This is a genomic window from Weissella confusa, assembly GCA_041871065.1.
Classification (GTDB): Bacteria; Bacillota; Bacilli; order Lactobacillales; family Lactobacillaceae; genus Weissella; species Weissella confusa_A.
The window spans coordinates 444,664-469,637 of sequence record CP168942.1 but is presented as its reverse complement, the minus strand read 5'-3'; the positions used below and the strand labels follow the sequence as shown (position 1 = coordinate 469,637).

The window sequence follows — 24,974 nt, the reverse complement described above, 5'->3', positions numbered from 1 at the left end:
TCCCCACGTATTATTTCTTAACTGCTTTTGTAAAGTCGAATGTTGCGCCGACTGTATTAATCTGAACCCCAGTTACCTTAGGGTTAATCATCACTGAATTTGTCACATCGAATAGTGTCGTTGCTGGTACCTGCGTTTGATAAATCTTCTCGGCACGTCCCAAGTCAGCCATGCGGGCTTCGTTGTCCATCACGTCTGTTGTTTGGGCTGCCGTCAACGCAGCATCGTACTTCTCATCAGTCCAATTACCAAAGTTGGCCGTGGCCCCTGTTTGCCAGTTAGCCAAGAACGCTAGTGGATCAGCGTAATCGCCGTTCCATCCCACCAAAACCATCTCGAATTGTGATGACAACATGGCCTTCACACGGGCTGTTTTTGGTTGCGTCTTCACCGTCACTTGCAACCCTGGCAAGTGGCTTTCTAGTTGTGACTGCAAGAATTGGGCTTGGTTCTTTGATGAATCATCATTGTCAGCCAACAAAGTTAGTGACGTCTTCTTAAGTCCTTCTTGCTTCATTGCTTTTTGCCAAAGGCGCTTAGCTTCCTTGGTGCTGTAACCCGTGTTCTTAACCGCATTCACCTTCGCAAAATCAGTCTTCGTCTTCGGATCCGTCACAATGCCAACTGGTGTAAACGTCTTGCTCATCGTTGCTGAATCAGACATAACGTTCTTCACCATCGCAGCCTTGTTGATGGCACGTTGAATCGCTTGGCGAGCCGTTTGGTTAGACAAGATGCCTGTCTTCACGTTGAAGGCCAAATATTGCGTACGCGCTTGCTTGATTTGGTGATAACCAGCCTTGCTCTTCACACCCTTGATTTGCGTTGCTGACAACTCGGTGTAATCGACCTTGTTTGATTGGTACAAGTTGAACCCCGTTGATGACTCGGTCACCGTTTGGAAGTGAATCTCCTTTGGCTTCACTTTCTTGGCATCAATGTAGTACTTGTTCTTCACCAAGCGGTATGACTTGTTCGACCCATTCCAACCCACGACCTTGAAAGGACCGTTATAGAGCGTGTCTTTTGCCGTTGAACCGTACTTGTCACCCACCTTAGTTTCGAAAGCTTGGTTTTGTGGATAAAAGCCCTTTTCCGTTAGAATCTTGGCCATCATTGGTTCGGGTGCAACCAGTGAAATCTGCAACGTCTTATCATCAAGTGCCTTGATACCTAGCGCTGACAAGTCAGTTTGTTCGCCGGTATTGAGTGCCTTGGCGTTTTCGATGTTATACATCAAGTTAGCTGACGTTGAGGCGTTCTTTGGGTCAATCGTCCGTTGCCACCCGTAGACGTAATCTTGCGCCGTCACGGGGTCGCCGTTTGACCACTTCAGGTTGTCACGCAAGGTGATTGTCCAAGTCTTACCGTCTTCTGAGACAGTGACCTTCTTGGCATCCGCCAACTTTGGTTCATTGTTCTTACCAGCGCGGTACAAACCTTGCCCTGACTGGTCGATAATTTGTGATGAAGCCACATCTGGCGCACGAGATGGATCAAGTGTGCTCAAGTCGGCTGATTGCGTCCAATTAATAATCTTGTCTGATGCTGCAACATCCCCCGCCGGTGTAACCATCCATCCAAGCGTTGCCGTTGCAAGTGTCATCAATGCTAGTGTCTTTGTGTTCATGTCGTAACTCCTCATGGTTTGGCGAGTTACTAAAGCGCTTTAGTCAAAATAAAAAACGACCAGTATCCATCCGGAAGATACTAGTCGTTACTCGTGTGTAAAATCGAATAATCCACTAGCCTTCACCTATCGCGGTGAAAGCTAGCTTGCTTAAAAGCCATCATTCACCGCTTCTTAAAAAAGAAAAACGCGAATGACGTAAAGGCATTAACTGAATATGCTGTTGTGTGTACTGAATTGTTCATGATAATGCCTCCTGCTTTATTTGATGTGTTAAGAATAGCGAACCTAAATGATAATGTCAACACCATTTTCTAATTTAATTTTAATTAAACGTTTTACGCCAAACAAAAATGCCACTAGGTGGGAAATCTAGTGGCATTTTCGGATCAAGCCGATTGGGAGGTCGGCGATCTATTCGTTATTTTTAAGGAGTAGATTGTCTTCGATGGGATTCTCAGACAAGGGAGTATGAGTATGTTGATTGCTATGGGTTTCTTGTCTTAAGGGTTATCCCCTTTCGACATGATTAATAATATAGCCGGAACCTTAACTCAGAAATAACTGAGGCTGAAAGTTAGCTTAATTTTCGGTCATCATCAGTCCCTCCAGTTCTTCCAAACAAAAACACCACTAGCTGGGATACTAGTGGCGTTTTCGGATCTAGCTGATTGGGCGATCAGCGATCTGTTCGTTATTCATATAAGGAGTAGGATTGTTTTAAGATATCAACCTTAAAACAGGAGTATGTTTTCATTGCTATGGGTTTCGCGTCGTAAGGGTTATCCCCTTTCGACATGATTAATAATACGGCCGAAACCTTAAAGGATTAATAATGGTTCCTGAAACGTAGCTTAAATTTTGATTTTCTATTTGTTCCAACAAAAAACGCCACCGGACGGGCAATCCAGTGACGTTTGGAATTAGCAGACGGATGTCCGCTAATTGTTTAGGAGTAGGGTTGTTCAAGGTGGGGCCTTGAACAGTATGAGTAGTTGTTTGCTATGGGCATGCTGAGGAGTTTCCCTCTCAACACGTGCCATATTAAGGCGCCAAACTTAAACGAGGGATAAGATTAGCCGATTTCGTCGCCAAGAATTTCCGCTCGATTAAATCTCCCGCTAGGCAGTTGCTGCGCCAACTTGTTCTGGGTAGACACCACCGTTTTCGTCACGGCGCTCGAACAACGCCGTTAGCGCTGTCTTAAGATAAGTTTCATCCCCATCATTAACCGCACGCCAAGTTGCCATGTCACCATTTGACTTCATGACAATGTGACCAGTATCTTCGTAAACATCATGGTGGGCTTCGATGAAATAATCAAACGCCATCACTTGTGCGTCTTCATAACGCTTAATTACAGTTACCATCTTGAGCCTCTCTCGTAAGTTTCACTTTCATAAAGTAAATTATACCGTTTTTATCCCACTTCTGCCTAGCTTTACACCCTATACGAAAAGAACCGGTCTATTCAGACCGGTCCTTTTTAACAATTATGCAACCAATTCTTCTGTCGTTGTCTCAATCACATTGGCGCCCAATGGCATGCCATAAATTGGCACACCGTTGGCGTCTACCAAGAAATCAAATGATGCCAACTCCGCCATAGCAGCCTTCACACGGTCGGGCGTCAAATCCGGATCAATGTTCACCATCTTCAAATGCACCTTCGCACCAGCAACCTTTGCAAACTTCCCCTCAAATACCAAATCCAACGTCTTCATGTTCACTACCTCCGATTATTCTGTCAAACCTGCATCATACGCATTCACTTCCGTCGCCGAAATCGATACGATATCCGTTTCAACACCAAGGTTCACGATAACCTGACCAAGTTGACGCAGTTGTTCGTCCGTCGTACCAACCTTTACGTTGAACGTGCGGACGTATTCAACTTCCGTCTCCGCTGCCTTCGTCACATATCGTACCTTCATTTGTCCCGTCATTTCGTCATTCCTCCAAATTCATTTAGGTGGCCACCTGCTTTTGTCGACACCTATACTAACGAAATGAGTGAGCCGTTTTGTCGCATATAAAAAGGACGACTTTTTCAAGCCGTCCAATTTTGGTTATTGCCATGTCCCGATTGTATCCAAGACACCATCATGGTTATTATCTGAAACCGTTGGTGGGAACTCGTCCAACAACGGCTGAGCTGCGTTGGTCATCGCAAAGGGGTGGCCAACCAGACGTAGCATTTCAATGTCGTTACCGCCATCCCCAAACGCTGCCATCGCTGCCGGTTCGATACCATAATAAGCACCGAGTTCTTTTAGACCGACCGCCTTGTTGATATTCGGTGCCACGATATCAATCATGCCGAACCCTGACGTGGTCACGTGTGCGGTGCCAGCTAACTCACGGTTTAGCTGGGCCATAAAGGCTTCCGCGTGTACTTCCGGCCAATTCACAATGATTTTCACGACCGGTTCCGTGATTTCATCCAAGCTGTCGATGAAAATCAAGTTTGGGAACTCAGCGACCATGTGGTGATAAAGCTCACCTTGACCCTGATCAGCACGTAGCATGTAGCCATTCGTCGCAGTGCTATAAACATTGCCATGGCCCGGTGACAATGGTGATTCTGCCACCGCCTTCATCGCGATTTCCATGTGCTCACGCGACAAGCTGTGCAAGGCCAGTTCCTTGTTGTCCTTTGTGATGACTTGGCCACCATTTTGCACGACGTAATCAAAGCGCCCTACGAACGGTGCCAAAAAGCGGTCCACCGTCGCGCGATCATTACCCGTCGCTGCTACAAAATGATAATCGCGTTCGTCCAAGTAATCCAGTAGCTTCGTAAATTTGTGTGCATTCACTTGTTGGTGCTTATCAAAGAAAGTGCCGTCCAAGTCAACTGCAATTAGTTTTGGAAATGCCATCAAAAGTCCCCCTGTCTTTCTATGCTTTCCTCCGCTCCCTCGGTACTAGTATGACAAGAATATTTGAATGATACAAGAAAGGGATACGCCGATTTGGCATATCCCCCTTAATCATTAACCCACGAAGACGTTCTTTCCCAAACTCAACATGTGTAGATATTCTTCTGATTCACTTCCGATAATGAACGCTGCGTTTCCTGACAAGATGGTCAACTTGCCTTCTTCTGAACGTTGGTAAACGCGATCAAAGAGTTGTTCTTGTAGCTTAGGCTTATCTCCAGCCAGTTGCTCCAAGTTTTCAATAACCAATACTTCGTAACCATCGTATGTGTCCTTGAACTTTTGTGTACCAACTTGGCCACCGCGCAAGCCGGCTTCGTAGTCCTCAACAAATTGCTCAACACCAGTTACGTGAACTTCTGAATCCAACGCTTCCTTAATCATGCGCTCACGCATCTCGTAGCTTTCACCACGAACCAAAATCATGTTCAAGTGATCAGTACCAGCCACCGCTGCGGCTGCGCGCTTAATTTGACCTGGCACATCGTGGATATCAACATCTTCTGTCTTCATTTCAAGCAAGCTAGACAAGGCTTCGATTTGTTGGTTCAAACCAGCCACCTGGGCCTTCAAGTTCAAAATAACTTGCTCAATTGCTTCTTGGTGTGCAACATCAACCATAATCATTTCCTCCGTAGTCACGTTCTTTTGTACTTACATTTTACCATGTAAGCGCTTATTTCTTCAGAATTAAGCACCCTTGGCTAAAGTGGGCTATAATGGCTTTACTAACTAAAAATCAGACGGATGGTAACCGCATGACTTATACCTACCTTTATGAACGTGAGCCTTTGTTCACCGATAATGATATCGATGGTTTTCTTGGAGCTGTCGAGTTGGATGCTGATATTCGCGACATCCCCTTCGACTTGGCGGAAACGCAACAATTAATTCGTGACCTGACCGCCCAATTGTCAGATGACACGCCAACTGCAATTGGCTTCTTTGCCACCTACCCAACTTATGGCCACTATGATGCCTTGGGTCGTGAAATTGACGTCACGCTAGAAATCGCAGTTTCGCGCTAAGACACCAGCCACCCTTTTTGGTACCGGAATTTGTATAATGAAGGCAACAATTAGGAAGAAAGGTGGTCCACGACTATGGGACTTTTCGGAAACAAAGATTTTTCACTGCCAATGACGGTCGGTGATATTCCAGCCGGGTTTGAGGCAATTCAAATCGTCACATCAATCGCCATGTCACCCACCGGCGCACTAGCCGATTTGGCCAAGGAAGCTGACAAGCTTGGCGCTGATGAAGTATTAAACGTTCGCTTGATGGGCGATGAAAACTACACCGCTTACGGCGATGCTGTTAAGAAGAATTAGTGAATCATACACCTCAATCTTGGGGTGTATTTTTTTATACATACATGCGGTTGTCACGTGCGCGCCAGTTACCATTGGTAGCACTCACACCGATTTTCTTTGCCAAGCCAGCCCAGAAACGGATATCTGACAATGACGCAGCCCCCAATACACTAGCCTCCGCATCATAAAAATCACTCATATCCAGACCGTGATCACGAATAATCGGCAACACAAAATCACGTTGCATTGTCTTAAACGCCAACACTGGAATCAATCCGCTTGCAACTTTGGCATCAAATTCATTAAACGCGTCATATCTAATGTCTTCAATTTCCCCTTCTAACATAGATGACAATCGTCCGTGCCAAATACGATATTCAGTTTGCTTATCTGCCATATGCATCTACCTCTTTACGATTAAGTTAAACTTAATATAGCACGATTATACCTAATTTTCAAACAACAAAAAATGCGATAGTTTATTCAGCTATCGCATTTTATTACTTATCAAGCTTTCTCATAGTTATCCGAAAACAATTTGTTCAAGTGCTTCTGTCGCTACTTTAGAAACGTTAATGTTGTTCTTTTTAGCAATATTGTTTAAATACTCTGGAATCGAAATGTTTCGTCGCACTGTCTTAGAGACATGTCGTCGATATTCCGCTAAATCATATGCCACAATCATAACTTGCACATTTTCAGGTGCTTCCCATTCTTCCAACGTAACATCCAACGGCGTAGATGGATCCGGATAACTAGTTTCCTCTTCTAAAGCCAACCCTACCGCTTCTTGCGCCATCGCAATTGCGTCTTGGTAATCCGCACCCATAGTAGCCACCCCAACATCAGGGACTCGAACCGTAATTTGACCATCATCTTCTGTTAAGAAAACGGTTGGATAAAACAGTAATGTGTTCTTTGTCGCCATCCTAATCTCCTTATTAATCTAAGCCAGCTTGCTTCAAAATTGCTCGCTCAAGTCCTGTTCCTAATTCTTTTCCCCCAGTATGATAAGGAACCACCACGCTCTTTCCCGTTCGATAGTTCTTAAATTGCTTATGACTACCATTCTGACGTACTTCAACAAATCCATTTTGCTGCAAATACTTAATCATCACGCGTACTGATTTAGGCATGTATCCTCCCTTAGAATTATACACAAGATTGTGTATAAAATACAGTGTTGTCTTTTGCTGCTTTTCCAGACTACCTGTATTAGTTGCGATAGAACAGTGGAAACTTTTTCAGTTTTGCGTATGTTTTTAAAAGTCTCTTTCAATGAATATCCTGATTTCCAACATTCATAAAATCGTCACGGAAATTTGGTATCCTGGTTACAAACAAAGAAACACGGGGAATTTCTAATGCTTACTGAACACCAATTGATTGCTGAGCTTGCTCAAATCGCTGAAGCTAGTGAAAAGGTTGGCCAACGCACGCGCAACATTTACTTGGGCGCTGGTTGGTTCAACGAAGAACAACAAAACATTTTGATGCAAGGATACCAAGCATTGAAGGCCAACCCTACGATTAACGATATCTACGTACCATTGTTGAACCAATACGGTGGTCAAGTTATCGAAGCTGATGGTGATTTTGAGCCTGACTTCGAATGGGGAACGATGACGTACAAGGCTGACATCACGGCAATGAACAACGCTGATTTGATTGTTGCCTTCATCGACGCTGCTGACCCTGATTCAGGTACGGCCTTCGAAATCGGCTACATGACGGCTTCAAACAAGCCTGCTATCTTGGTAACGGTTGGTGATCGTAACGTGCACCCAGTTAACTTGATGTTGTCATACGGTGCCGTTTCAAACGTTGATTTGGAAACTGAAGGCTTTGAAGCTTTGGAAAAGTTCGACTTCACTAACATCGCAATGAAGAAGTGGGTTGGATCAATCTTGTAAGAACACGAAAAAACCAGAGGACACACAATCCTCTGGTTTTTACTTTGCCAACGAAACTGACACCCAAACTTTTTCGTCATCAATGTCTGGTTTCACTTGCGCCTGCAGTTTGACGCCACCATCCATCAAGCGCGCCAAAATTTTGTTGTTATTCTTAGGCAAGTACCCTAGCTTTATGCCTTTATACAAAACTAAAATGGCATTTTCATCATGCGCATTCGTTGGCTCACGAACCAAGTCAACTTGTGGCGCTGCATCATCCACAATGCCGTCTTCGACTAGGCCATCGTAAATCGACCGTTCTTTGTAAGTGAGATATGCATAGCCAACAACCGGTAGCGTACGCAAATGAACTGCGTCTTCATAGATAACCTCAATTGGCTTGTAGATAATATTGCCTAGCTCAATATCAAATCCTGCCAACCACAGTTCCAACCACTTTTTAAAGTGGGCGTACCCTTCTTGTTCTTCGCTACCGCGCATGTTTTTGCTCTTGTCACCGTCGTGAATCATCACACGCCACCAAGTCTCGGCCTCAAATGCCCACGGCACTGAATGCCACTCAGCAACATTGGCCGGCAAATACACGTAGTTAATAAAATCTAGATACTGTTCTGCGGTCAGAACGACCGTACGCTCACTATTTGGCCCAACAAATCGTAGTACACCCTCGCCAAGCACCGTTCTGAATAAACTGATTGTCGTCTCAGACCCATACTCATTGAAGGTAATGTCGATTCCTTGAATCGTCGAATTAATTTCTGTCTCAAGTCTCATATCAGCACCCCCGAATACTGCTATTTTCGCAATCATACCATGGAACGACCTTTTGCTGTAGTTCTTTGCTTGCACAGAAAAAGGCGGCTACCTTGCGCGTTTAGGTAGCCGCCTTTTAGGTGTCGTAGATGTCTCAATAAAATGTTTTTATTGTCATTTACTCCACAGCATTTCGAATACTTATATTATACCTTATCCACCGTCAAAAAAACATGAACATTTTTAGAACTAGGCCTTAATCAAACGACGGTAAATCACAACCGTCAAGAAATAGTACGCTAAGTACAAGACCAAAATGCCGATTAGTGAGGGAACGAAGCCAACGTATGGATCACTCAAAATTGCCTTGAACATATTCAATCCAAATACAACGTCAAGCAGTCCAATGATTAATGGAATAAAGAACAGGGTTCCCAAGTCCTTCGCAACCGTCATTGTCACTTGACGTTCGCTTGTTCCAATCATCGTTAGAATACGGTAACGACGCTTATCATCAGCAACACCAGACAACACCTTGAACATCAAAGTTGATGCCAACATTGCTAAGAAACCAATTCCCAAGAAAATTCCCATAAACTCAAAGCCGCCAAAGTAACTCTTTGCCAAGGCATAGAAACCGTATGATCCTGACAACTTTTGTACCGTTGAATCCAAAGCCTTTGCTTCACGTTCAGCGTTCTTGACCAAGACCGTTTCGTTCTCGTGCAAGTCAGCGACCTTCACCAGTTCAGCTGACTTAACCGTTCCCTTTTCTGCCAACTCATCCGCGTTAGCAAGGACCACAGCCTTTGAATCAAATTGCACACCGTTAATTTGGTTTGCCAAGCCAATCAACGTATCCGTCGTCGTGTCTGGGTTTTGAATCATCTCATCCCCAGACATCCACTTAACCTTTGGCGTGCTGTTAGGTACCCCGTCATAAATCATCGTTGGGATGTGGTGTGCATTAATCTCATCCCCATCAAAGTAAACAACCTTATCAGCACCCTTAACGTAGTGATAAGTTGCTTGCCACTTGATGTTCTTCAAGTCCTTCACGTCAGCGTTCGTTGTATAAGCTGCCGTGTAAGGCTGGCTAGATTGTGCTTGTTCTGGCAATGCACGGTAGAATCCCTGTCCAACTGACATCGCCCCAAGTGCCAAACCGAAGATGACTGACAATACCGTCAACAAGCGTTGGTAATCAGGTAAGCGGAACATCAATTGACCATTCAAGAATGAACGCAAGCCGCGGCTGTTAAAACGTGAACCACGCAAGGCGTACGTCAACATCTTCAATGAACGACTCACGAAGAAGAACGTTCCCAAGACATTGATAATCAAAATCAAGATGAATCCTGTGATACCCATGCTCAAAACATTTGGCATCATGGCATAACCACCAATCAACAAGGCCAAACCAATCAAACCAAGTAGTGGATCCAAAATCTTGCGACGCTTTGGTTGCTTAACTTGCTTGTCAGCCGTTAACAACGTCAACGTATCTTGGCGACTCAAACGAGCACTGTTGTACAAGCCGTTCAAGAAGAACAAGACCACAAAGAATGCCAAGGTTACCAAGATGGCTTGTAATGAGAAGCCCGTCCAGTGAGCTAGTTGCAAGCCCAACAAATCCATCAAGAATTGGCCACTGAATGACGTCAAAGCGATTCCAGCAACAATTCCAATTACCGTTGAGATGATTCCCAATGCAAGTGTTTCTTGCATCAACATCATCCCAATTTGCTTACGCTTCGCACCGAGCATTGACATCAAACCATATTCAGCCTGACGCAAGCGCAACAAGAAGCCGTTCGCAAAATTCAAATAGACAAATGTAATCAACCCGAGTAAGACTTCACCAATCGTAAAGACGAGGACGATAATCGCAGTCGTTGAGTTAGCCAGCAAGAATTCCTTGTTCAATGCAATTGCACTAAACATGTAGAAGATTGCTGCTGACACCATTAGGCCGACAAATAGTACGAGATAGTCACGCCACTTTGAGCGGAGTGACTTCATTGCAATAGAAAACATGGTTGTCCGCCCCCTTATTCAAAGTTACCCAGTTCAGACAACACGTAGTTATAGAAGTCTTCGCGTGAACGATCATCGCGCGTCAACGTCTTCGTGATTTGTCCATCAGTCAAGAATAGAATGCGTGATGCAAATGATGCTGAGAACGGATCGTGCGTTACCATCACGATTGAAATATCACGTTCGTCATTAATCTTTGTTAGGTAGTTCATCATTTCGCGGGCATTTTCAGAATCAAGCGCTCCGGTTGGCTCGTCTCCAAAAATCAAGGCTGGCTCGTGTACCAAGGCACGGGCTGCTCCAACACGTTGTTGTTGTCCACCTGACAACTCAGCTGGGTACTTGTTCAAGTACTCGCTGATGTGAAGCAAATCGGCCACCTTTTGAACCGCTGCCTTGATTTGGGCAGGCTTTGTCTTTTGCAAAGTGAGTGGCAACGCAATGTTTTCGCTAACCGTCAAACTTTCAATCAAGTTATAGCTTTGGAAGATGAATCCCATATCGCGACCACGGAAGTTTGCGATTTCATCATCTGTCATGTGCAAAATATCTTTGTTGTTAATCATGACTTCGCCAGTCGTTGGCTTCATCAACGTAGAAAGGACGTTCAACAGCGTCGACTTTCCTGATCCTGAAGGTCCCATGATGGCCACAAACTCCCCTTGTGGCACCGTAAGAGATAAATCCTTAAGGACGTGTTGGTCTACCCCAGCTGCACTGGTATAAGTCTTGTTCAACTTGTTTGCAATCAATACCGGTTCTGTCATGTTCTTAATCCCCAATCTCATGTTTCATTCATGTTACAAACAATACTATACAACGTACAATATAAGATGTCAAAACAATATGTCCATTTCAATAATTTTCTCCAGTAAAAAAGACGTCGATTGCTCGACGCCTCCGTGACTTTTAAACTTCTGGCAACTTCAATTCTTCTGCCTTAATCAATTGTGTCTTTTGGATAAAGATCAACTTCATCAAGAAGGCAGCCGCTAGTGGTACCACGACAAAGGCAACCAACACGCGGACCACCAAGGCGCTCCCCGTAGACTCTGTCATCGCCGTCAAAGGTCCGATGAAGCCAGCCATACCGAATCCGGCTGAGAAGGCTGTTCCTTCAACCATCATCAATGAGGCAACCCCACCTGAGATAGCTGCGGCAATAACGACTGGCAAGAATAGCTTTGGTCGTGACAACAAGTTCGCCATTTGAATCTTAGGTGATCCCATAAAGTGCGCGGTTGTGGCACCCCATGAGTTAACTGATGCGCCCATAACCGCCAACGTCAAACCAGCTGCGACGATACCAGCGTTGGCAGCACCTGAACCGATACCCACCAAACCGATGGCCGTTGCGATACCAACTGAAGACATTGGTGACACAATCAACAAAGCAAAGATGACACCGAGCAAGATTCCCATCACCAATGGCGCAGCGGCTGTCGCTGAGGCAACAACTTGGCCAACGGCTGCTTGGACAGCAACCATCCCTGGCAACGTCATCAATCCGATACCACCAGCAACAACCAAGACAATCAACGGCTCAAATACGACACGCAATTGGCCAAGTACCTTGGTTGCACCCATCGCAACCAAACCAGCCACCGCCGTTGTTAGCATCACGTTCAAGATAACACCTGAACCAGCCAACGTGAAGGTACCATCCTTAAATGTCGTTACGCCTGAGCCAGCCAACGTGGCCAAAGCCATTGACGCCGTCTCCATCATGCCCAACTTCAACATCGTTCCCACCGCAAACGCAGCAATCAACGGCAACGCACTTTGCGCCAACGTAACCATCATCGCCAATGATGTGACCACCCCATTTTGTGGCATGGCACCTAACAATTGATTCACCAACGCAGCTGGTACCAAGGCAACCATAATTGCCAATGCATTACCGTTCAAAACAGCAAGCATGTATTGTTTCACATTATTCATAAGTATCCCCATCCTTATTCACTGACTTCTTGCACTTGTTGCATGTAATTTTGAATACGCGCCATCGCTTCTTGTAGTTGCGCGTCGCTCGTTGCATAGCTCAAACGAATGTAGCCTTCCCCACCTGGTCCAAAGACAGAACCTGGAATTACTGCGACCGCTGCGTTTTCAGCCAAGGCCAACGCAAATTCACGATCGTTTGTGTTATGCGTTGCTGGAATACCAGCGTAGACATAAAAGGCACCATCTGGCGTCATGACGTTAAAGCCGGCGCGACGCATTTGGGCAACCACGTAATCACGACGCTTACGATAAGCTGACTTCATTTCCAAGGTTGCACGACGGCCAGCTTCGGTTCCTAACGCCACCGTCGCAGCGGCCATTGCTGGGTTGGATGGTGTCGTCACCGTCATTTGGTGCACCATGCCCACCGTACGCATCAACTCTGCTGGACCCGCAATAAAGCCGATTCGGTAACCCGTCATCGCGTGTGACTTCGATACCCCGTTCAAGACCAACGTTTGTTCTGGCAAGTACGTGGCAATTGAGCGGTGCTCACTGTCGTAAGCCAACTCTGAATAAATTTCATCAGCAATCACAATAATATCAGTGTCAGCCAACACGGCAGCCAACTCTAGTAATTGCTTAGATGAGTACGCCACCCCAGTTGGGTTACCAGGGTAATTTAGAATAATTGCCTTAATCGCATCACCGTGTTCGGCAATCGCAGCTGACAACATCTCCGGCGTCAAAACGAAGTCCGTAGCACTTGTATCCAAGTGAACTGGCTCACCACCATTCATCAATGTGATGGGATCGTACAGTGGGAACGTTGGTGTTGGAATCAAGACCTTATCACCTGGGTTCAAGACAGCCGTCAAAGAAGCGTAGATAGCTTCCGTTGCCCCAACCGTCACGGCAATTTCTGTCATCGCATCGTATTGCAAATCGTAACGATCTGACAAGAAATGTGCTGCAGCTTGGCGAACGGCCACTGTTCCATTACCTGGTGCGTAGTGTGAATCGTTGTTAGCGATACTATCAATCGCTGCTTGCTTCACAACTTCAGGTGTATCAAAATCAGGCTCCCCCAACGTCAACTTGATGATGTTAGGGATTTGACTAACTTGCATATCAAATGCACGAATTTCATTAGGTTGAATCTTCTTCAAATCTTGATTCAAGCGATTTGCTAGTGTTGCTTTCATGTGTGGCATAACCGAACTCCTTAAAATTAAAAAACTGGGCGATTTCATTTCGAAACCACCCAGTAACCTCATAACCTATTGTTGTCCTAACAATTCAGGTTGTGTATTTGGTCCTGGGAAGTTTACCGCTATCCGAGAACCATGCAAAAATGCTTTTGGTTTGATTCGGATAGCTATCCAAAAAACCAAAAGTAATATGAGTTTGCAATTGTTGTCTTTGCATTAATCATCATTTTTGCTTCCCCTTACTTGTTATTGTTTATTATTCTAATCTTTTTCTAATCTAAGTCAATGAAGAATTTAATTTAAGATGTGAAGGGTTTGTGAAGAGCGGTGTTAGTGGTCTGTGTCGTCGCTATCGCGCCGACACACACCACAAACAAAAATAACTGCACTAAAAAACGCGCCGTATATCTACGGCGCGTTGTACAACTGGTTGTACAAGATAGTCATTAGCGTAACTACCACGGGGAATAACTATAGTATATAGACCCCCTTTTTATTTTGCTAATAATATGTCTTGAAACCAGGATTTAATTTTTAGATGTTCAATGCCAAGGCAATCAAAGCCAACAATGCTGGCAATCCTTGTACAAAGATAATTTTGCGTGCTGCCGTCAAACTACCGTAAACAGCCACAATCACAATGTACGCCATCTCCAACTTCAACATGATGTCTTGCGCTGATCCGTGAATGACAACCAACGTCAACAAAATCAACACACCAAACATTCCATTGTAAATTCCTTGGTTACCCAATAACGTGCGTACCTCAGGAATCTTCGTGAAGTCCTCTTCTAGCTCAAATGTCTCGGCTTGCTTTGCTGGCTTGCCAAACATTTCCAAACCCATAATGTACAAGGCCTCAAGTGCGACCAGTACCGTCAAAATCGTTCCTACCATCGTATAAATCTCCCAATAAATCTATTCCACATAATCTCACTACACTAGTTCACTAGTCTAACATGTTACAAGACAAAATAAAAACGCAGTGCCCCATATGCGAGACACTGCGTTCAATTTATTAAAGATTTACACCGTTAGATGCGATAACTTGCTTGTACCAGTCGAATGACTTCTTCTTTGAGCGGTTAAACGTTCCTGATCCGTCGTTGTTCTTGTCAACGTAAATCATACCGTAACGCTTTGTCATTTGACCCGTTGAAGCAGCAACCAAGTCGATAACACCCCAGGCGATGAAGCCCATTAGTGGCACACCGTCAGCGATTCCGTCGGCCATCGCCTTGATGTGATCACGGAAGTAGTCGATGCGGTAATCATCGTTGATTGAACCGTCAGCTTCGACCACGTCTTCCGCACCCAAACCGTTTTCAACCAAGAACAATGGCTTTTGGTAGCGGTCGTACAATTGGTTCATCGTAATACGCAATCCAAGTGGGTCGATTACCCAACCCCACTTGCTTGTTGGCAAGTATGGGTTCTTGGCTGACTTAACCACGTTTCCTTCGTTTGCCACCAACTCATCCAAGTTGTGGGCTGACGTACGTGATGCGTAGTAACTGAATGACACGAAATCAACCGTGTTCTTCAAGATTTCTTCGTCACCCTCAGCCATTTCGATAGCGTCAACGCCCTTAGACTTCAACAAGCTCTTCATGTATGAAGGGTAGTAACCACGTGCTTGTACGTCAATGAAGAACGTGTTGTCGTGATCATCAAGCATTGATTGCCAAACATCTTCTGGCTTACTTGTGTATGGGTAGAAGCTTCCGCCGGCAATCATGCAGCCAACTTGTGCTTCAGGCAACATTTCGTGAATCATCTTAACTGTCAACGCACTAGCAACCAACACGTGATGGGCAGCTTGGTACGTTACTTGCTTTTGGTTTTCACCCTCTTGGAAGGCCAACCCAGCACCAGAGAATGGGCTGTGCAAGATGATGTTAATTTCGTTAAACGTGATCCAGTACTTAACCAAGTCACCGAACTCTTCAAAACATGTCTTAGCATAACGTGTGAAGAACGTAATCATGTCGCGGCTGCGCCATGAACCGTAACCTTCTACCAAGCCCATTGGCACGTCGAAGTGAGCCAACGTTACCAAGACTTCCATCCCGTGCTCACGGCAAGTTTCGAACAATGAACGGTAGTATGCAATTCCTTCAGCATTAGGTGTCGTTTCGTCACCATTTGGGTACAAACGGCTCCATGAAATTGATGTACGGAAGACCTTCAATCCCATTTCGGCCAACATCGCAATGTCGTCCTTGTAGCGGTGGTAAAAATCGATACCTGTGTGGCTTGGGTAGTAAAGCGTGTCATCCAATTCAGGATGTGCCACTTGTCCCAACTTTACCGGCATACGCTTTTCGCCGATTGGCAACATGTCGATGTTACTTGTGCCACGGCCACCTTCGTGCCAAGCACCTTCAGTTTGGTTGGCTGCAATTGCGCCACCCCACAAAAAGTTTTCTGGAAATACATTCTTAGTCATTTAACCAGTTCCCCTTAATTCTCTTAATCTCTCGTTTATGCCAATGATGCGTCAGCTGCAACAGCCGTTTGTGCATCGTCTTCCTTCTCGTGGTGGAAGACTTCCATGACATGATCCTTGAATGAAACGTTACCAGGCTCTACTGGCGTAACGTCCTTAAATTCGTCTGTGTTCGTAATAACAACAACCGTCGTCGTAGGCAAACCGGCAGCCTTGATGGCGTCCAAGTCAGCTTGCAACAATTCAGTTCCAACTTCAACGCGGTCACCAGCAGCAACCAATGCTTCGAATGGCTCACCGTTTAGTGAAACCGTGTCCAAACCAACGTGAATCAAAACTTCCATACCGTGATCATCAGTCAAACCGATTGCGTGCTTCGTTGGGAAGACCGTCGTAACCGTTCCAGCAATTGGTGAAACAACCTTACCGTCAACTGGCTCGATTGCCATACCCTTACCTAGCAAGCCCTTTGAGAAGACTTCATCAGCAACATCGTGCAAGCCCATAACAGCACCCTTCATAGGAGCCATCAACTTAACGCTAGCTGGCGTAACCATATCAGCTTCATCATCCTCAACTGGGATATCTTCGAAGCCAAGAATCAACGTCAATGCGAATGAAACAACAACTGAGATTGCCATAACTGCTGCAATCCACAAAATGCTTGTTGGGTTGTCCTTATCAATAAATTGAACTGACGTGAACAAACCAGGTGCAGCCATTGAGTGTGATGCCAAGCCGGCCAAACCAGCCACGGCACCTGCGATAAATCCAGTAATAACTGAAGCAATCATTGGTCGCTTCAAACGAATTGCCACACCGTACAAGGCTGGCTCAGTGATACCAGCAATCAAAGCTGATGAAGCAGCTGCCAAGGCAGTTTGACGCAATTCGCGGTTCTTCGTCTTAAAGGCAACGGCCAATGAGACACCACCAAGTGACATGTTGGCACCGATTTCAGAAGGCATAACCATGGCTTCTGAACCAGTCTCGGCAATAGTCGTCACAATTGTTGGCGTGAACACACGGTGCATTCCCGTCATAACCAACAAAGGCCAGATAGCACCAACAATCGCAACAGCCAACCAACCTAGCTTACCGTGGATACCGTAAACAACAGCTGAGATACCGTTACCTAGCCAAACACCAGCAGGTCCGACGATTGAGATTGCGATAACCGCACCAACCAACAAGATCAACATTGGCTTCAAGAAGTTCTTCGTTACAAGTGGCGTGATGCGATCAACACCAGCTTCGATGTAACGTAGCAACCATGACATAACAATAGCTGGAATAATCGTGTACGTGTACTTAACTGACGTGATTGGCAACATTGCCAACGTTACAGCTTGCCCTTCAGCAGCCTTAGCCATCAAGTCCATGAACACTGGGTGCACCATCAAACCTGCGATGGCAACAGCCAAGTACGTGTTCGTACCAAACTTCTTTGATGCTGAAACAGCAACCAAGATTGGCAAGAAGAAGAATGCCGCATCACCAATCGTGTTCAACAAAACGTACGTTGAGTTTGTTTCACCAACAACACCCGTCATTAGCAACAACATTGCCAACAACCTAACCATTGATCCACCGATGATGGCTGGAATCAAAGGCGTCATTGTTCCGATAATGGCATCCAAAATCGTCATACCAACGCGCTTCAACGTCCACTTTTGCTTTGGTTGTTCGCTGGCGTCGACCGTAGCCCCACCATCAACACCAAGTGCCAAAATCTCCTTGTAAGCAGCAGCCACGTTGTTACCAATAATGATTTGGTATTGACCACCTTGCTTAACCAATCCCATAACACCTGGGATGTTCTTTACAGTTTCATCACTAGCCTTTGCTTCATCTTTCAAAATAAAGCGCAAACGCGTCATGCAGTGCGTTAGATTAGTAACGTTTCCTACGCCGCCGACAGCATCAACCACGCTGCTAGCAAGCTTCTTAAAATCTTGAGCCATTAGCTTTCACCTCAAATATATCCTTAAACATCTTTATTACTTAATTAATGTTAGCGTTTACATTTAGTCAAAATTTGGGCTAAATATGACCAAATTATGAAACCGCTTACTATTGACTAGGACTTATTTCTGTGCTTTCAGTGAACTTGCAGGATTGTGTTATGCAACTGTCATGAAAAGGTTGGTAGTGGTTAGTGTCGACGCGTTGCGTCGAGGCATGGAATTTGGTTGGGGTGGCGGTGCTCCGTCCTACAATATAAGCTGGTGGCAACGGAGTCCCATTCTCCCTAAGCCTCAGCGTATTTCCGCGCCTATCGGCTTGAAATCCACTGCTGCTAAGTGATAATTGGTGCTCCTGTCCTTGCTTGGTCACCGGCTAATATCGCAGGATCTCCGCACCACCACCCCAACCAAATCCCATACCAGCAGCCAAGATGTACTATTCTTTCTGAGATCAACATCCACCGGAAAATAAATGGGTAAACTATTCACCCTATCATCTTGTGGCAGTTGAAGATCGAACAAATAGAGTATTGCTCGGCTGCTGTGCTTGGCCCCGCCACGCGTATAGACACGTGTAGACCTTGACCCGCAGGTGTGGCCTCTTAGCGGGTTCCCCACTTAGAGCCACGGGAGGTAAAGGAGCACGCGCCAATGGCGTGGACTCCGCTCCCTGCAGGTCATGGTCTGGACGTGTTAGCGTGCCCTAGAAGGGGCCAAGCACTCCGGCCGTCAGGACGGACACTAACCACAAACTAAAAAAGAAAAGCCATACTGCGTATCCGCAATATGGCTTTAGGTTATGGTTGACGACCCACAAAATATTTTTGATTGTGAAAGCGTTGATGTTGATAAAGAGTCGTCGCATCACCCTCTTGCTGCTCGAATTTTCTGGAGAGAAATTATATCGTTCTAGTGTTTTCTGAAGGAGAAGAGTTTTCAGCTAGTTTTAGATATTGAACGATGTTTTCAAGCAGCAAGAGTGAGATATGACGGCGTGATACCAACTAGGGCCCCATCCCTTCTACGCTTTTAATTAATGTCTACCAAATGTTACGTTCCCCCGTGTCTTTAACACATTTATTATTGTAAGCGGTTTCAAAGCAAATGTAAACCCTTTCATTAACTTTTATTTTTTAATATCTATCAAAATTTCTAAAAACCCAGTCTAAACAAAAACAGCGAACCGCCGAGGCAGTTCGCTGTTTTCGTTATTATTTCGCATATTCCACTGAACGTGATTCGCGGATAACCGTAACCTTAATGTGGCCTGGGTAATCCAAATCGTGTTCAATTTGGTTCTTGATGTCGCGGGCCAAAACTGTTGCTTCCAAATCAGAAACAGCAGCCGGCTCAACGATAACACGAACCTCACGACCCGCTTGGATCGCGAATGACTTTTCAACACCGCTGAAGTCATTGGCAATGGCTTCAAGTTGTTGTAGTCGTTGAACGTAGTTTTCAAGTGACTCTGAACGCGCTCCTGGTCGTGCAGCTGAAATTGAATCAGCGGCTGCAACCAAGACGGCGATAACAGACTCAGCTTCCACGTCACCGTGGTGTGAGGCAATGGCATTAATCACAACTGGACGTTCCTTGTACTTCTTGGCCAATTCTGCACCAAGCTCTACGTGAGAACCGTCAACTTCATGATCGATTGCCTTACCAATATCGTGTAATAATCCTGCGCGCTTGGCAAGCGTAACGTCTTCACCTAACTCAGCAGCCAACATGCCTGTTAGTTTAGCGACTTCAATTGAGTGTACGAGCACGTTTTGTCCATAACTCGTACGGTAGTTCATGCGACCGATTGTCTTAATCAAGTCAGGGTGCATGTTGTGAATGCCCAAATCAAAGATTGTTTGTTCACCAACTTCACGGATGTGCTCATCCATTTCCTTACGGGCTTTTTCAACCATCTCTTCAATGCGAGCTGGGTGAATGCGACCGTCGGCAATCAACTTCTCCAAAGCATTCTTCGCAATTTCACGACGAACCGGATCAAATCCACTCAATACGACTGCTTCTGGCGTATCATCGATAATCAAATCAATACCAGTAACCGTCTCGATGGCACGAATGTTTCGACCTTCACGACCGATAATTCGTCCCTTCATGTCATCGTTAGGCAACGTCACAACTGATACCGTTGTTTCGGCAACCATGTCTGCAGCAGAACGTTGGATGGCGCTAACCACCAAGTTCTTAGCCCGCTTTTCAGCTTCGGCTGCAGCTTGCTCTTCGCTTTCCTTAATCATAACGGCACGTTCAGAAACCAAAGCTTCCTTTGTCTCTGACAAGATTTGCTCACGAGCGTCTTCACGACTCAAGCCTGCAATCTCGACCAACTTCGCTTCGCGTTCTGTAATTAATTCTTCAGCACGCTTTTGCTTATCGTTGACACTTTGTCGTTGGTGATCAAGTTTCGTTTCCTTTTCCGAAATGACTTCTTCACGCTTTTGCAATGAAGCATCCTTTCGGTCCAATACAGATTCACGACTTACCAGACGCTCTTCTTGTGACTTCACTTCCGCACGGCGGTCTTGTAGTTCACGTTCAATGCGTTCTTGGTAACGTTGGCTTTCATCTCGCGCTTCGACGATGGCAGTCTTTTTCATCTGCTCAGCATCGTTAGCGGCTTGACTCGTAATATCTGATGCGGTTTGGCGTGCAATGGTTAGCGAGTGATTAATGCGAGTCTTCGCAACTTGATAACCAATCGCAACGCCAATTACGATTGCGACAAGCGACAGCAGGATGATCATTGCAATGTTCATCTTGTATCTCCTGTCTATAGAGTTGACTTTCATGTCAAATCAATAGTGTTTTTTTGCGCTTTATTAACACATGTTTCATTTTAGGCTTTTCCACAACATAAGTCAATTTATAGCGGAATTGCTGTAGGTTACAAAAAGCCCGTCATATCAACCTTTCGGGGACATGACGGGCCATATGTTTCACGTTGTAATCATTTGTTAATTTTCGGGTGCAACTACGGCACGCAAAGTTAATGACAAGACCAAACGAATGATTGTTGCGACGATTGGTGCCATGAACAACCAAGGTGTAACAAAGATACCAAGGCCAGCAGCAATCAACACAATTAGCAAGACAACCACGCTTGTCCAGAGCAAAACTTTTGTGTCCGCTCCTAGCAAAGCGTCAGTTGTATCCCACAACTTTGGCAAGTCGGTCATCGTTTCAACGTGGACGTCAGCAATCATATCTTCCTTGCCAACAGCCACCGTCAACATTGGTACCACTTCTTCTGGAACAGCTTGGTTCGTAATCAACATTGACTCACCATCGTTAACCCACTCGGCTTGCTTGGCAGCCTTTTCATCAGGCGTCAAATCAGTCGCCGGTTCTGATAACGTCCCCATTAGCTTCGTTAATTGTTGGACTGATCCAGACGTATCAGCCGTTGCAATGTACGTTGTAATGCCACGCTCACGGAAGAAACGGTCGATTGGCAAGACAACCTTACTCATTGACGTACCAAACGTCATGACACCGACAACTTGCATACTATCAACCACATAGCTGACAGAATTACCAAGGTCCTTATACGTTGCCAAGACGTCTTCATCTACCGTGTAATCATTCGCTAAGACGAATGCTGCTGAGACAACCGCAAAGTGTTCATTCAAAATCACACCTTGGATACCAGCATTTGGAATAAGTTCCACTTCGCTAGCGCTTGAAGGATAAACACCACGTTCTTCAGCAAACGCCAAAATATTCTTAGAAAGCACACCGTTAACTGGTTCAACCAGGCCAGTCACAATACCAAGAATGTCAAAATCGCTGTAACGGTCGTCCAAAGACATCACGGAAGTCACCGTCACGTCATCACTAGTCAATAAACCAGTCTTTTCAACGACAGCATGGTTCACATCACGTACTTCATCAAGTGCGTGTGGATTTTGGAAGGTCACCCCTTCCTTAGCTAGCGCACGCAAAATGCGGAAGCGACGCCAACCAGCCCAGAAAGCTGGCCAGCGTGGATCAACGACTAGCAATACTGACGTTGCGACCGTCAAACCTGATTGCCAGTTCAACGTTAGGCCGAAGAAAATCAAGGCGTAAATTGCCAAAACCACAACCAACCACGTCAAACGACGCGTTGCTTGTTTCATGACATCGTCTAGCGGAATCGCACGTTCACGACGTTGCAACAAACCAAACGTTAGCAACAAAATCGTCAACCCGCCCAACATAACGGGCAACGTCATGGTCTTCAAGAAGTCACCGGCAACTGGTTGCTTGTAAATCCAAGCAGTCGTTGCCAACCAAAGTGTTTGACCAATCAATGGCACCCACAATGTTGTGAGTCCCTCTTCTTGGCGTTGGCGCCATGCTTGCATCCCCACGCGCACATCAACCACAATCACAAATACAGTCGCGATTGCAAAGGCAGCCATCATACGATGTGGTACTGACAAATCCAAAAACGGACTCATACCTAGTAACACTGGCATTATCAGCGCCGTCAAAACTGTCAAAACCACCCCAACAATTGCATATCTGAGATAACGAAGCTGTAATGTTAACATAATTCATAACTCCTCAAGATTTTAGAATAAAAAAATAACCGCGCCCAATGGACACGGTTATCAGTAAGGAGAATGTGGGATTCGAACCCACGCGCCGCTTTCACGACCTGACGGTTTTCAAGACCGTTCCCTTCAGCCAGACTTGGGTAATTCTCCATAAATTGCGGGAGCAGGATTTGAACCTACGACCTTCGGGTTATGGGCCCGACGAGCTACCAGACTGCTCCATCCCGCGATAATAAAATTAAATTGTGACATCAGAGATGTCAAAGGAGGATGTGGGATTCGAACCCACGCGCCGCTTTCACGACCTGACGGTTTTCAAGACCGTTCCCTTCAGCCAGACTTGGGTAATCCTCCAAAACATGTAAGTTACTTATCGCAACCACATGTAATATAATACGCATTTGCCTATTAAATGTCAACACTTTTGTTGAAGCAATTTAATTTTACTTTTTCAACTGACGAGTTGCCCAGACATTCGTCAAGACAGCCCCCAACATCAACACTGCACCAACCCAGTAAATGTTGTGCAAGCCAAACGTCATGATGTCGCGCAATGGCGCAATGTGACTAGCTGGCAAGTTCTTTGCTGTGTTTGGATCAATCAATTGATTCAACTCAGCAAAGTGCAAGTTGTGGTGTGACTGCAAAGCAATCGACATTGAAACATTAAGCACAACACCATAAACAGTTGTCATCATCGTTTGAACCATAGCACGGGCCAAGTTGTTAAATGACGTGGCCATACCAATTTGGCTTGGCTCAACTGTTTGTTGGGCCATCACCGTTGAGGCCGTAATCGTTGATCCCATCGTCAAACCGAAAATCAATCCAGTAGCTAGGAACAAAACGAACGGCGCATCCCCAGGCATCACAGCCAACATGATGGCATAAAGCATACCAACAAACAAACTAAACTTAAAGAGGTATTGGGCACTGTGCTTAGCCAAAACACGACCAGCAATCACTGCACCGAACATCCAAACAACAGAACTTGGTGTGACAACGAATCCAGCAACTGATGGCTTCATGCCACCAAGTGCTTGCATCCACGTTGGCAAGTAAATGTTGTATGCAATGATAAATCCAGCGGTCAAACCAGCGATTGTATTGGCAGCTGTGAAGTCAACTGACTTAAACATCTTCAAATCAATCAATAGCTCTGGCGCCTTGCGCTCACGCTTGATGAACAAAATCAAACAAAGTACTGAGGCGACGAAGAAAATCACAATCAACAACCAGTTTGCTTCTGAAATCATTTGCAAACCAAGCAACAAACCAACGATAAACACTGACATCCAAAGAACACCTGGATAGTCAATAATGGCTTGGCGCTTTTCGAAGGTATCTTTATAGAAGAAAATTAAAATAGCAATCGTGATAATGCCAATTGGCAAATTAATAAAGAATACCCAGTGCCATGACAAGTTTTGAACCAAATAACCACCAACTAGTGGTCCAACCATTGAGGCAACACCCCACGCAGTTGAATTCAAGCCCATGATTGAGGCACGTTTTTCGATTGGATAAAGGTCAGCCAAAATCGTAAAGGCAACTGGCATAATACCACCAGCACCAATACCTTGAATAGCACGCCAGAAGATCAAAGTCCCCATGCTATCCGATACACCACTCATCATTGAACCAATCAAGAAAATGATTAATCCAGATAGCATCGCCGGCTTGCGACCAATCAAATCTGATAACTTACCATAGATTGGCGTTGCCACGGCAGTCATCAACATATAAATACTGAATACCCAGCTCATCAACTTAATGCCGTGCAACGATCCAATGATTGTTGGCATAGCTGTTGAGATAACAGTTCCCTCAATAGCTGACATAAAGGTTGATAGCAGGATGGCCGCCGTAATCAATCCGACGTACTTTGGCTTTGCTTCCATCTTGTTCACCTGCTTTCTTTTGTTCGACTTATTATTCTAACATTTTGTAAGCTGAGTAGCGGGTTTAAGGTCCCAATGTAAAAAATCACAGTAATTTGACTCATATTTGGCACTTTTTAGTTAGAGGCTCAAATTTGCAGCATACTATAATCATTCAGAAGCGCAGATATGCGCCCCTGACTTATCCCTAGCATAATTGAAGATCCCCGACTAGCTGGTTTCCCCCCTCCCCCTTAGATTCTTTTGCCAGCTAGCCAAATCTTCTTAAAAAACACGCGTCCCCCCTGGCGCGTGTTTTTTGTTGTCTAAACCCATTAAAAAGACTAAAAACCGCCAAATATTCCCGCCTCAG

23 protein-coding genes and 3 tRNA genes are annotated in these 24,974 nt (G+C 45.3%); 3 read left to right on the top strand and 23 right to left on the bottom strand.

Annotated elements, in window-relative coordinates:
- Positions 1-10: 10 nt before the first annotated feature.
- From ACAW68_01990 to ACAW68_01965, 6 genes are all read right to left on the bottom strand, one after another.
- Positions 11-1,630 (bottom strand): peptide ABC transporter substrate-binding protein, encoded by a 1,620-nt coding sequence (locus tag ACAW68_01990; protein XGA16360.1) that lies wholly within the window; start codon positions 1,628-1,630, stop codon positions 11-13.
- A 1,121-nt stretch (positions 1,631-2,751) separates the two neighbouring features.
- Positions 2,752-3,000 carry a hypothetical protein gene (locus tag ACAW68_01985; protein ID XGA16359.1) on the bottom strand — a complete coding sequence of 83 codons (249 nt, stop codon included), beginning with the start codon at positions 2,998-3,000 and terminating at the stop codon, positions 2,752-2,754.
- 123 nt (positions 3,001-3,123) lie between these two features.
- Positions 3,124-3,354 (bottom strand): DUF2922 family protein, encoded by a 231-nt coding sequence (locus ACAW68_01980; protein XGA16358.1) that lies wholly within the window; start codon positions 3,352-3,354, stop codon positions 3,124-3,126.
- 15 nt (positions 3,355-3,369) lie between these two features.
- Positions 3,370-3,576 (bottom strand): hypothetical protein, encoded by a 207-nt coding sequence (locus tag ACAW68_01975; GenBank protein ID XGA16357.1) that lies wholly within the window; start codon positions 3,574-3,576, stop codon positions 3,370-3,372.
- A gap of 123 nt (positions 3,577-3,699) precedes the next feature.
- Entirely contained in the window at positions 3,700-4,512 is an 813-nt protein-coding gene (locus ACAW68_01970; GenBank protein XGA16356.1) for an HAD-IIB family hydrolase, read from the bottom strand.
- Between the two features lie 114 nt (positions 4,513-4,626).
- Complete coding sequence (locus ACAW68_01965) at positions 4,627-5,193, bottom strand: hypothetical protein (protein XGA16355.1); 567 nt, start codon at positions 5,191-5,193, stop codon at positions 4,627-4,629.
- A 98-nt stretch (positions 5,194-5,291) separates the two neighbouring features.
- Between ACAW68_01965 and ACAW68_01960 the strand changes: the two genes are divergently transcribed.
- Positions 5,292-5,600 carry a hypothetical protein gene (locus ACAW68_01960; protein XGA16354.1) on the top strand — a complete coding sequence of 103 codons (309 nt, stop codon included), beginning with the start codon at positions 5,292-5,294 and terminating at the stop codon, positions 5,598-5,600.
- 75 nt (positions 5,601-5,675) lie between these two features.
- A complete protein-coding gene (locus tag ACAW68_01955; GenBank protein XGA16353.1) occupies positions 5,676-5,903 on the top strand; it encodes a hypothetical protein in 228 nt (75 codons plus the stop codon).
- Positions 5,904-5,937: 34 nt separating this feature from the next.
- On the opposite strand, the gene ACAW68_01950 is transcribed toward ACAW68_01955, so the two are convergent.
- From ACAW68_01950 to ACAW68_01940, 3 genes are all read right to left on the bottom strand, one after another.
- Positions 5,938-6,282 (bottom strand): hypothetical protein, encoded by a 345-nt coding sequence (locus ACAW68_01950; GenBank protein ID XGA16352.1) that lies wholly within the window; start codon positions 6,280-6,282, stop codon positions 5,938-5,940.
- Between the two features lie 126 nt (positions 6,283-6,408).
- On the bottom strand, positions 6,409-6,813 hold the full coding sequence (locus tag ACAW68_01945) for a type II toxin-antitoxin system HicB family antitoxin (protein XGA16351.1): 405 nt from the start codon (positions 6,811-6,813) through the stop codon (positions 6,409-6,411).
- A gap of 13 nt (positions 6,814-6,826) precedes the next feature.
- Positions 6,827-7,021 carry a type II toxin-antitoxin system HicA family toxin gene (locus ACAW68_01940; GenBank protein XGA16350.1) on the bottom strand — a complete coding sequence of 65 codons (195 nt, stop codon included), beginning with the start codon at positions 7,019-7,021 and terminating at the stop codon, positions 6,827-6,829.
- Between the two features lie 228 nt (positions 7,022-7,249).
- On the opposite strand from ACAW68_01940, the gene ACAW68_01935 reads away from it, so the two are divergent.
- Positions 7,250-7,798, top strand: a complete 549-nt coding sequence (locus ACAW68_01935; GenBank protein XGA16349.1) for a nucleoside 2-deoxyribosyltransferase — start codon at positions 7,250-7,252, stop codon at positions 7,796-7,798.
- Between the two features lie 39 nt (positions 7,799-7,837).
- On the opposite strand, the gene ACAW68_01930 is transcribed toward ACAW68_01935, so the two are convergent.
- The 14 genes from ACAW68_01930 to ACAW68_01865 form a co-directional block, all read right to left on the bottom strand.
- Positions 7,838-8,575 carry an HIRAN domain-containing protein gene (locus ACAW68_01930; GenBank protein ID XGA16348.1) on the bottom strand — a complete coding sequence of 246 codons (738 nt, stop codon included), beginning with the start codon at positions 8,573-8,575 and terminating at the stop codon, positions 7,838-7,840.
- Between the two features lie 228 nt (positions 8,576-8,803).
- Positions 8,804-10,591: an FtsX-like permease family protein gene (locus tag ACAW68_01925; protein ID XGA16347.1), complete on the bottom strand. Its 1,788-nt coding sequence runs from the start codon at positions 10,589-10,591 to the stop codon at positions 8,804-8,806.
- A 14-nt stretch (positions 10,592-10,605) separates the two neighbouring features.
- Positions 10,606-11,358: an ABC transporter ATP-binding protein gene (locus ACAW68_01920; GenBank protein XGA16346.1), complete on the bottom strand. Its 753-nt coding sequence runs from the start codon at positions 11,356-11,358 to the stop codon at positions 10,606-10,608.
- A gap of 142 nt (positions 11,359-11,500) precedes the next feature.
- Complete coding sequence (locus tag ACAW68_01915; protein ID XGA16345.1) at positions 11,501-12,532, bottom strand: PTS sugar transporter subunit IIC; 1,032 nt, start codon at positions 12,530-12,532, stop codon at positions 11,501-11,503.
- A 14-nt stretch (positions 12,533-12,546) separates the two neighbouring features.
- Complete coding sequence (locus tag ACAW68_01910) at positions 12,547-13,749, bottom strand: aminotransferase class I/II-fold pyridoxal phosphate-dependent enzyme (protein ID XGA16344.1); 1,203 nt, start codon at positions 13,747-13,749, stop codon at positions 12,547-12,549.
- A 531-nt stretch (positions 13,750-14,280) separates the two neighbouring features.
- A complete protein-coding gene (locus ACAW68_01905) occupies positions 14,281-14,643 on the bottom strand; it encodes a DUF1304 domain-containing protein (protein ID XGA16343.1) in 363 nt (120 codons plus the stop codon).
- A gap of 121 nt (positions 14,644-14,764) precedes the next feature.
- Positions 14,765-16,195 (bottom strand): 6-phospho-beta-glucosidase, encoded by a 1,431-nt coding sequence (ascB, locus tag ACAW68_01900; protein ID XGA16342.1) that lies wholly within the window; start codon positions 16,193-16,195, stop codon positions 14,765-14,767.
- A 35-nt stretch (positions 16,196-16,230) separates the two neighbouring features.
- Positions 16,231-18,159, bottom strand: a complete 1,929-nt coding sequence (gene ascF, locus ACAW68_01895; protein XGA16341.1) for a PTS cellobiose/arbutin/salicin transporter subunit IIBC — start codon at positions 18,157-18,159, stop codon at positions 16,231-16,233.
- A gap of 1,214 nt (positions 18,160-19,373) precedes the next feature.
- Positions 19,374-20,936 (bottom strand): ribonuclease Y, encoded by a 1,563-nt coding sequence (rny, locus tag ACAW68_01890; protein ID XGA16340.1) that lies wholly within the window; start codon positions 20,934-20,936, stop codon positions 19,374-19,376.
- A 198-nt stretch (positions 20,937-21,134) separates the two neighbouring features.
- Positions 21,135-22,715, bottom strand: a complete 1,581-nt coding sequence (locus tag ACAW68_01885; GenBank protein XGA16339.1) for an ATPase P — start codon at positions 22,713-22,715, stop codon at positions 21,135-21,137.
- A gap of 66 nt (positions 22,716-22,781) precedes the next feature.
- Positions 22,782-22,871, bottom strand: a tRNA-Ser gene (locus tag ACAW68_01880).
- A 5-nt stretch (positions 22,872-22,876) separates the two neighbouring features.
- Positions 22,877-22,950 (bottom strand) — tRNA-Met (locus tag ACAW68_01875).
- A 35-nt stretch (positions 22,951-22,985) separates the two neighbouring features.
- A tRNA-Ser gene (locus tag ACAW68_01870) sits at positions 22,986-23,075 on the bottom strand.
- Positions 23,076-23,164: 89 nt separating this feature from the next.
- Positions 23,165-24,622 carry an MDR family MFS transporter gene (locus tag ACAW68_01865; GenBank protein ID XGA16338.1) on the bottom strand — a complete coding sequence of 486 codons (1,458 nt, stop codon included), beginning with the start codon at positions 24,620-24,622 and terminating at the stop codon, positions 23,165-23,167.
- Between the last annotated feature and the right edge of the window lie 352 nt (positions 24,623-24,974).

What these genes read in the sequence shown, in the direction of transcription:
- ACAW68_01990 (XGA16360.1), bottom strand. Translation starts at nt 1,630, where the DNA reads ATGAACACAAAGACACTAGCATTGATGACACTTGCAACGGCAACGCTT.
- ACAW68_01985 (XGA16359.1), bottom strand. Translation starts at nt 3,000, where the DNA reads ATGGTAACTGTAATTAAGCGTTATGAAGACGCACAAGTGATGGCGTTT.
- ACAW68_01980 (XGA16358.1), bottom strand. Translation starts at nt 3,354, where the DNA reads ATGAAGACGTTGGATTTGGTATTTGAGGGGAAGTTTGCAAAGGTTGCT.
- ACAW68_01975 (XGA16357.1), bottom strand. Translation starts at nt 3,576, where the DNA reads ATGACGGGACAAATGAAGGTACGATATGTGACGAAGGCAGCGGAGACG.
- ACAW68_01970 (XGA16356.1), bottom strand. Translation starts at nt 4,512, where the DNA reads ATGGCATTTCCAAAACTAATTGCAGTTGACTTGGACGGCACTTTCTTT.
- ACAW68_01965 (XGA16355.1), bottom strand. Translation starts at nt 5,193, where the DNA reads ATGGTTGATGTTGCACACCAAGAAGCAATTGAGCAAGTTATTTTGAAC.
- ACAW68_01960 (XGA16354.1), top strand. Translation starts at nt 5,292, where the DNA reads ATGGCTTTACTAACTAAAAATCAGACGGATGGTAACCGCATGACTTAT.
- ACAW68_01955 (XGA16353.1), top strand. Translation starts at nt 5,676, where the DNA reads ATGGGACTTTTCGGAAACAAAGATTTTTCACTGCCAATGACGGTCGGT.
- ACAW68_01950 (XGA16352.1), bottom strand. Translation starts at nt 6,282, where the DNA reads ATGGCAGATAAGCAAACTGAATATCGTATTTGGCACGGACGATTGTCA.
- ACAW68_01945 (XGA16351.1), bottom strand. Translation starts at nt 6,813, where the DNA reads ATGGCGACAAAGAACACATTACTGTTTTATCCAACCGTTTTCTTAACA.
- ACAW68_01940 (XGA16350.1), bottom strand. Translation starts at nt 7,021, where the DNA reads ATGCCTAAATCAGTACGCGTGATGATTAAGTATTTGCAGCAAAATGGA.
- ACAW68_01935 (XGA16349.1), top strand. Translation starts at nt 7,250, where the DNA reads ATGCTTACTGAACACCAATTGATTGCTGAGCTTGCTCAAATCGCTGAA.
- ACAW68_01930 (XGA16348.1), bottom strand. Translation starts at nt 8,575, where the DNA reads ATGAGACTTGAGACAGAAATTAATTCGACGATTCAAGGAATCGACATT.
- ACAW68_01925 (XGA16347.1), bottom strand. Translation starts at nt 10,591, where the DNA reads ATGTTTTCTATTGCAATGAAGTCACTCCGCTCAAAGTGGCGTGACTAT.
- ACAW68_01920 (XGA16346.1), bottom strand. Translation starts at nt 11,358, where the DNA reads ATGACAGAACCGGTATTGATTGCAAACAAGTTGAACAAGACTTATACC.
- ACAW68_01915 (XGA16345.1), bottom strand. Translation starts at nt 12,532, where the DNA reads ATGAATAATGTGAAACAATACATGCTTGCTGTTTTGAACGGTAATGCA.
- ACAW68_01910 (XGA16344.1), bottom strand. Translation starts at nt 13,749, where the DNA reads ATGCCACACATGAAAGCAACACTAGCAAATCGCTTGAATCAAGATTTG.
- ACAW68_01905 (XGA16343.1), bottom strand. Translation starts at nt 14,643, where the DNA reads ATGGTAGGAACGATTTTGACGGTACTGGTCGCACTTGAGGCCTTGTAC.
- ascB (XGA16342.1), bottom strand. Translation starts at nt 16,195, where the DNA reads ATGACTAAGAATGTATTTCCAGAAAACTTTTTGTGGGGTGGCGCAATT.
- ascF (XGA16341.1), bottom strand. Translation starts at nt 18,159, where the DNA reads ATGGCTCAAGATTTTAAGAAGCTTGCTAGCAGCGTGGTTGATGCTGTC.
- rny (XGA16340.1), bottom strand. Translation starts at nt 20,936, where the DNA reads ATGAACATTGCAATGATCATCCTGCTGTCGCTTGTCGCAATCGTAATT.
- ACAW68_01885 (XGA16339.1), bottom strand. Translation starts at nt 22,715, where the DNA reads ATGTTAACATTACAGCTTCGTTATCTCAGATATGCAATTGTTGGGGTG.
- ACAW68_01865 (XGA16338.1), bottom strand. Translation starts at nt 24,622, where the DNA reads ATGGAAGCAAAGCCAAAGTACGTCGGATTGATTACGGCGGCCATCCTG.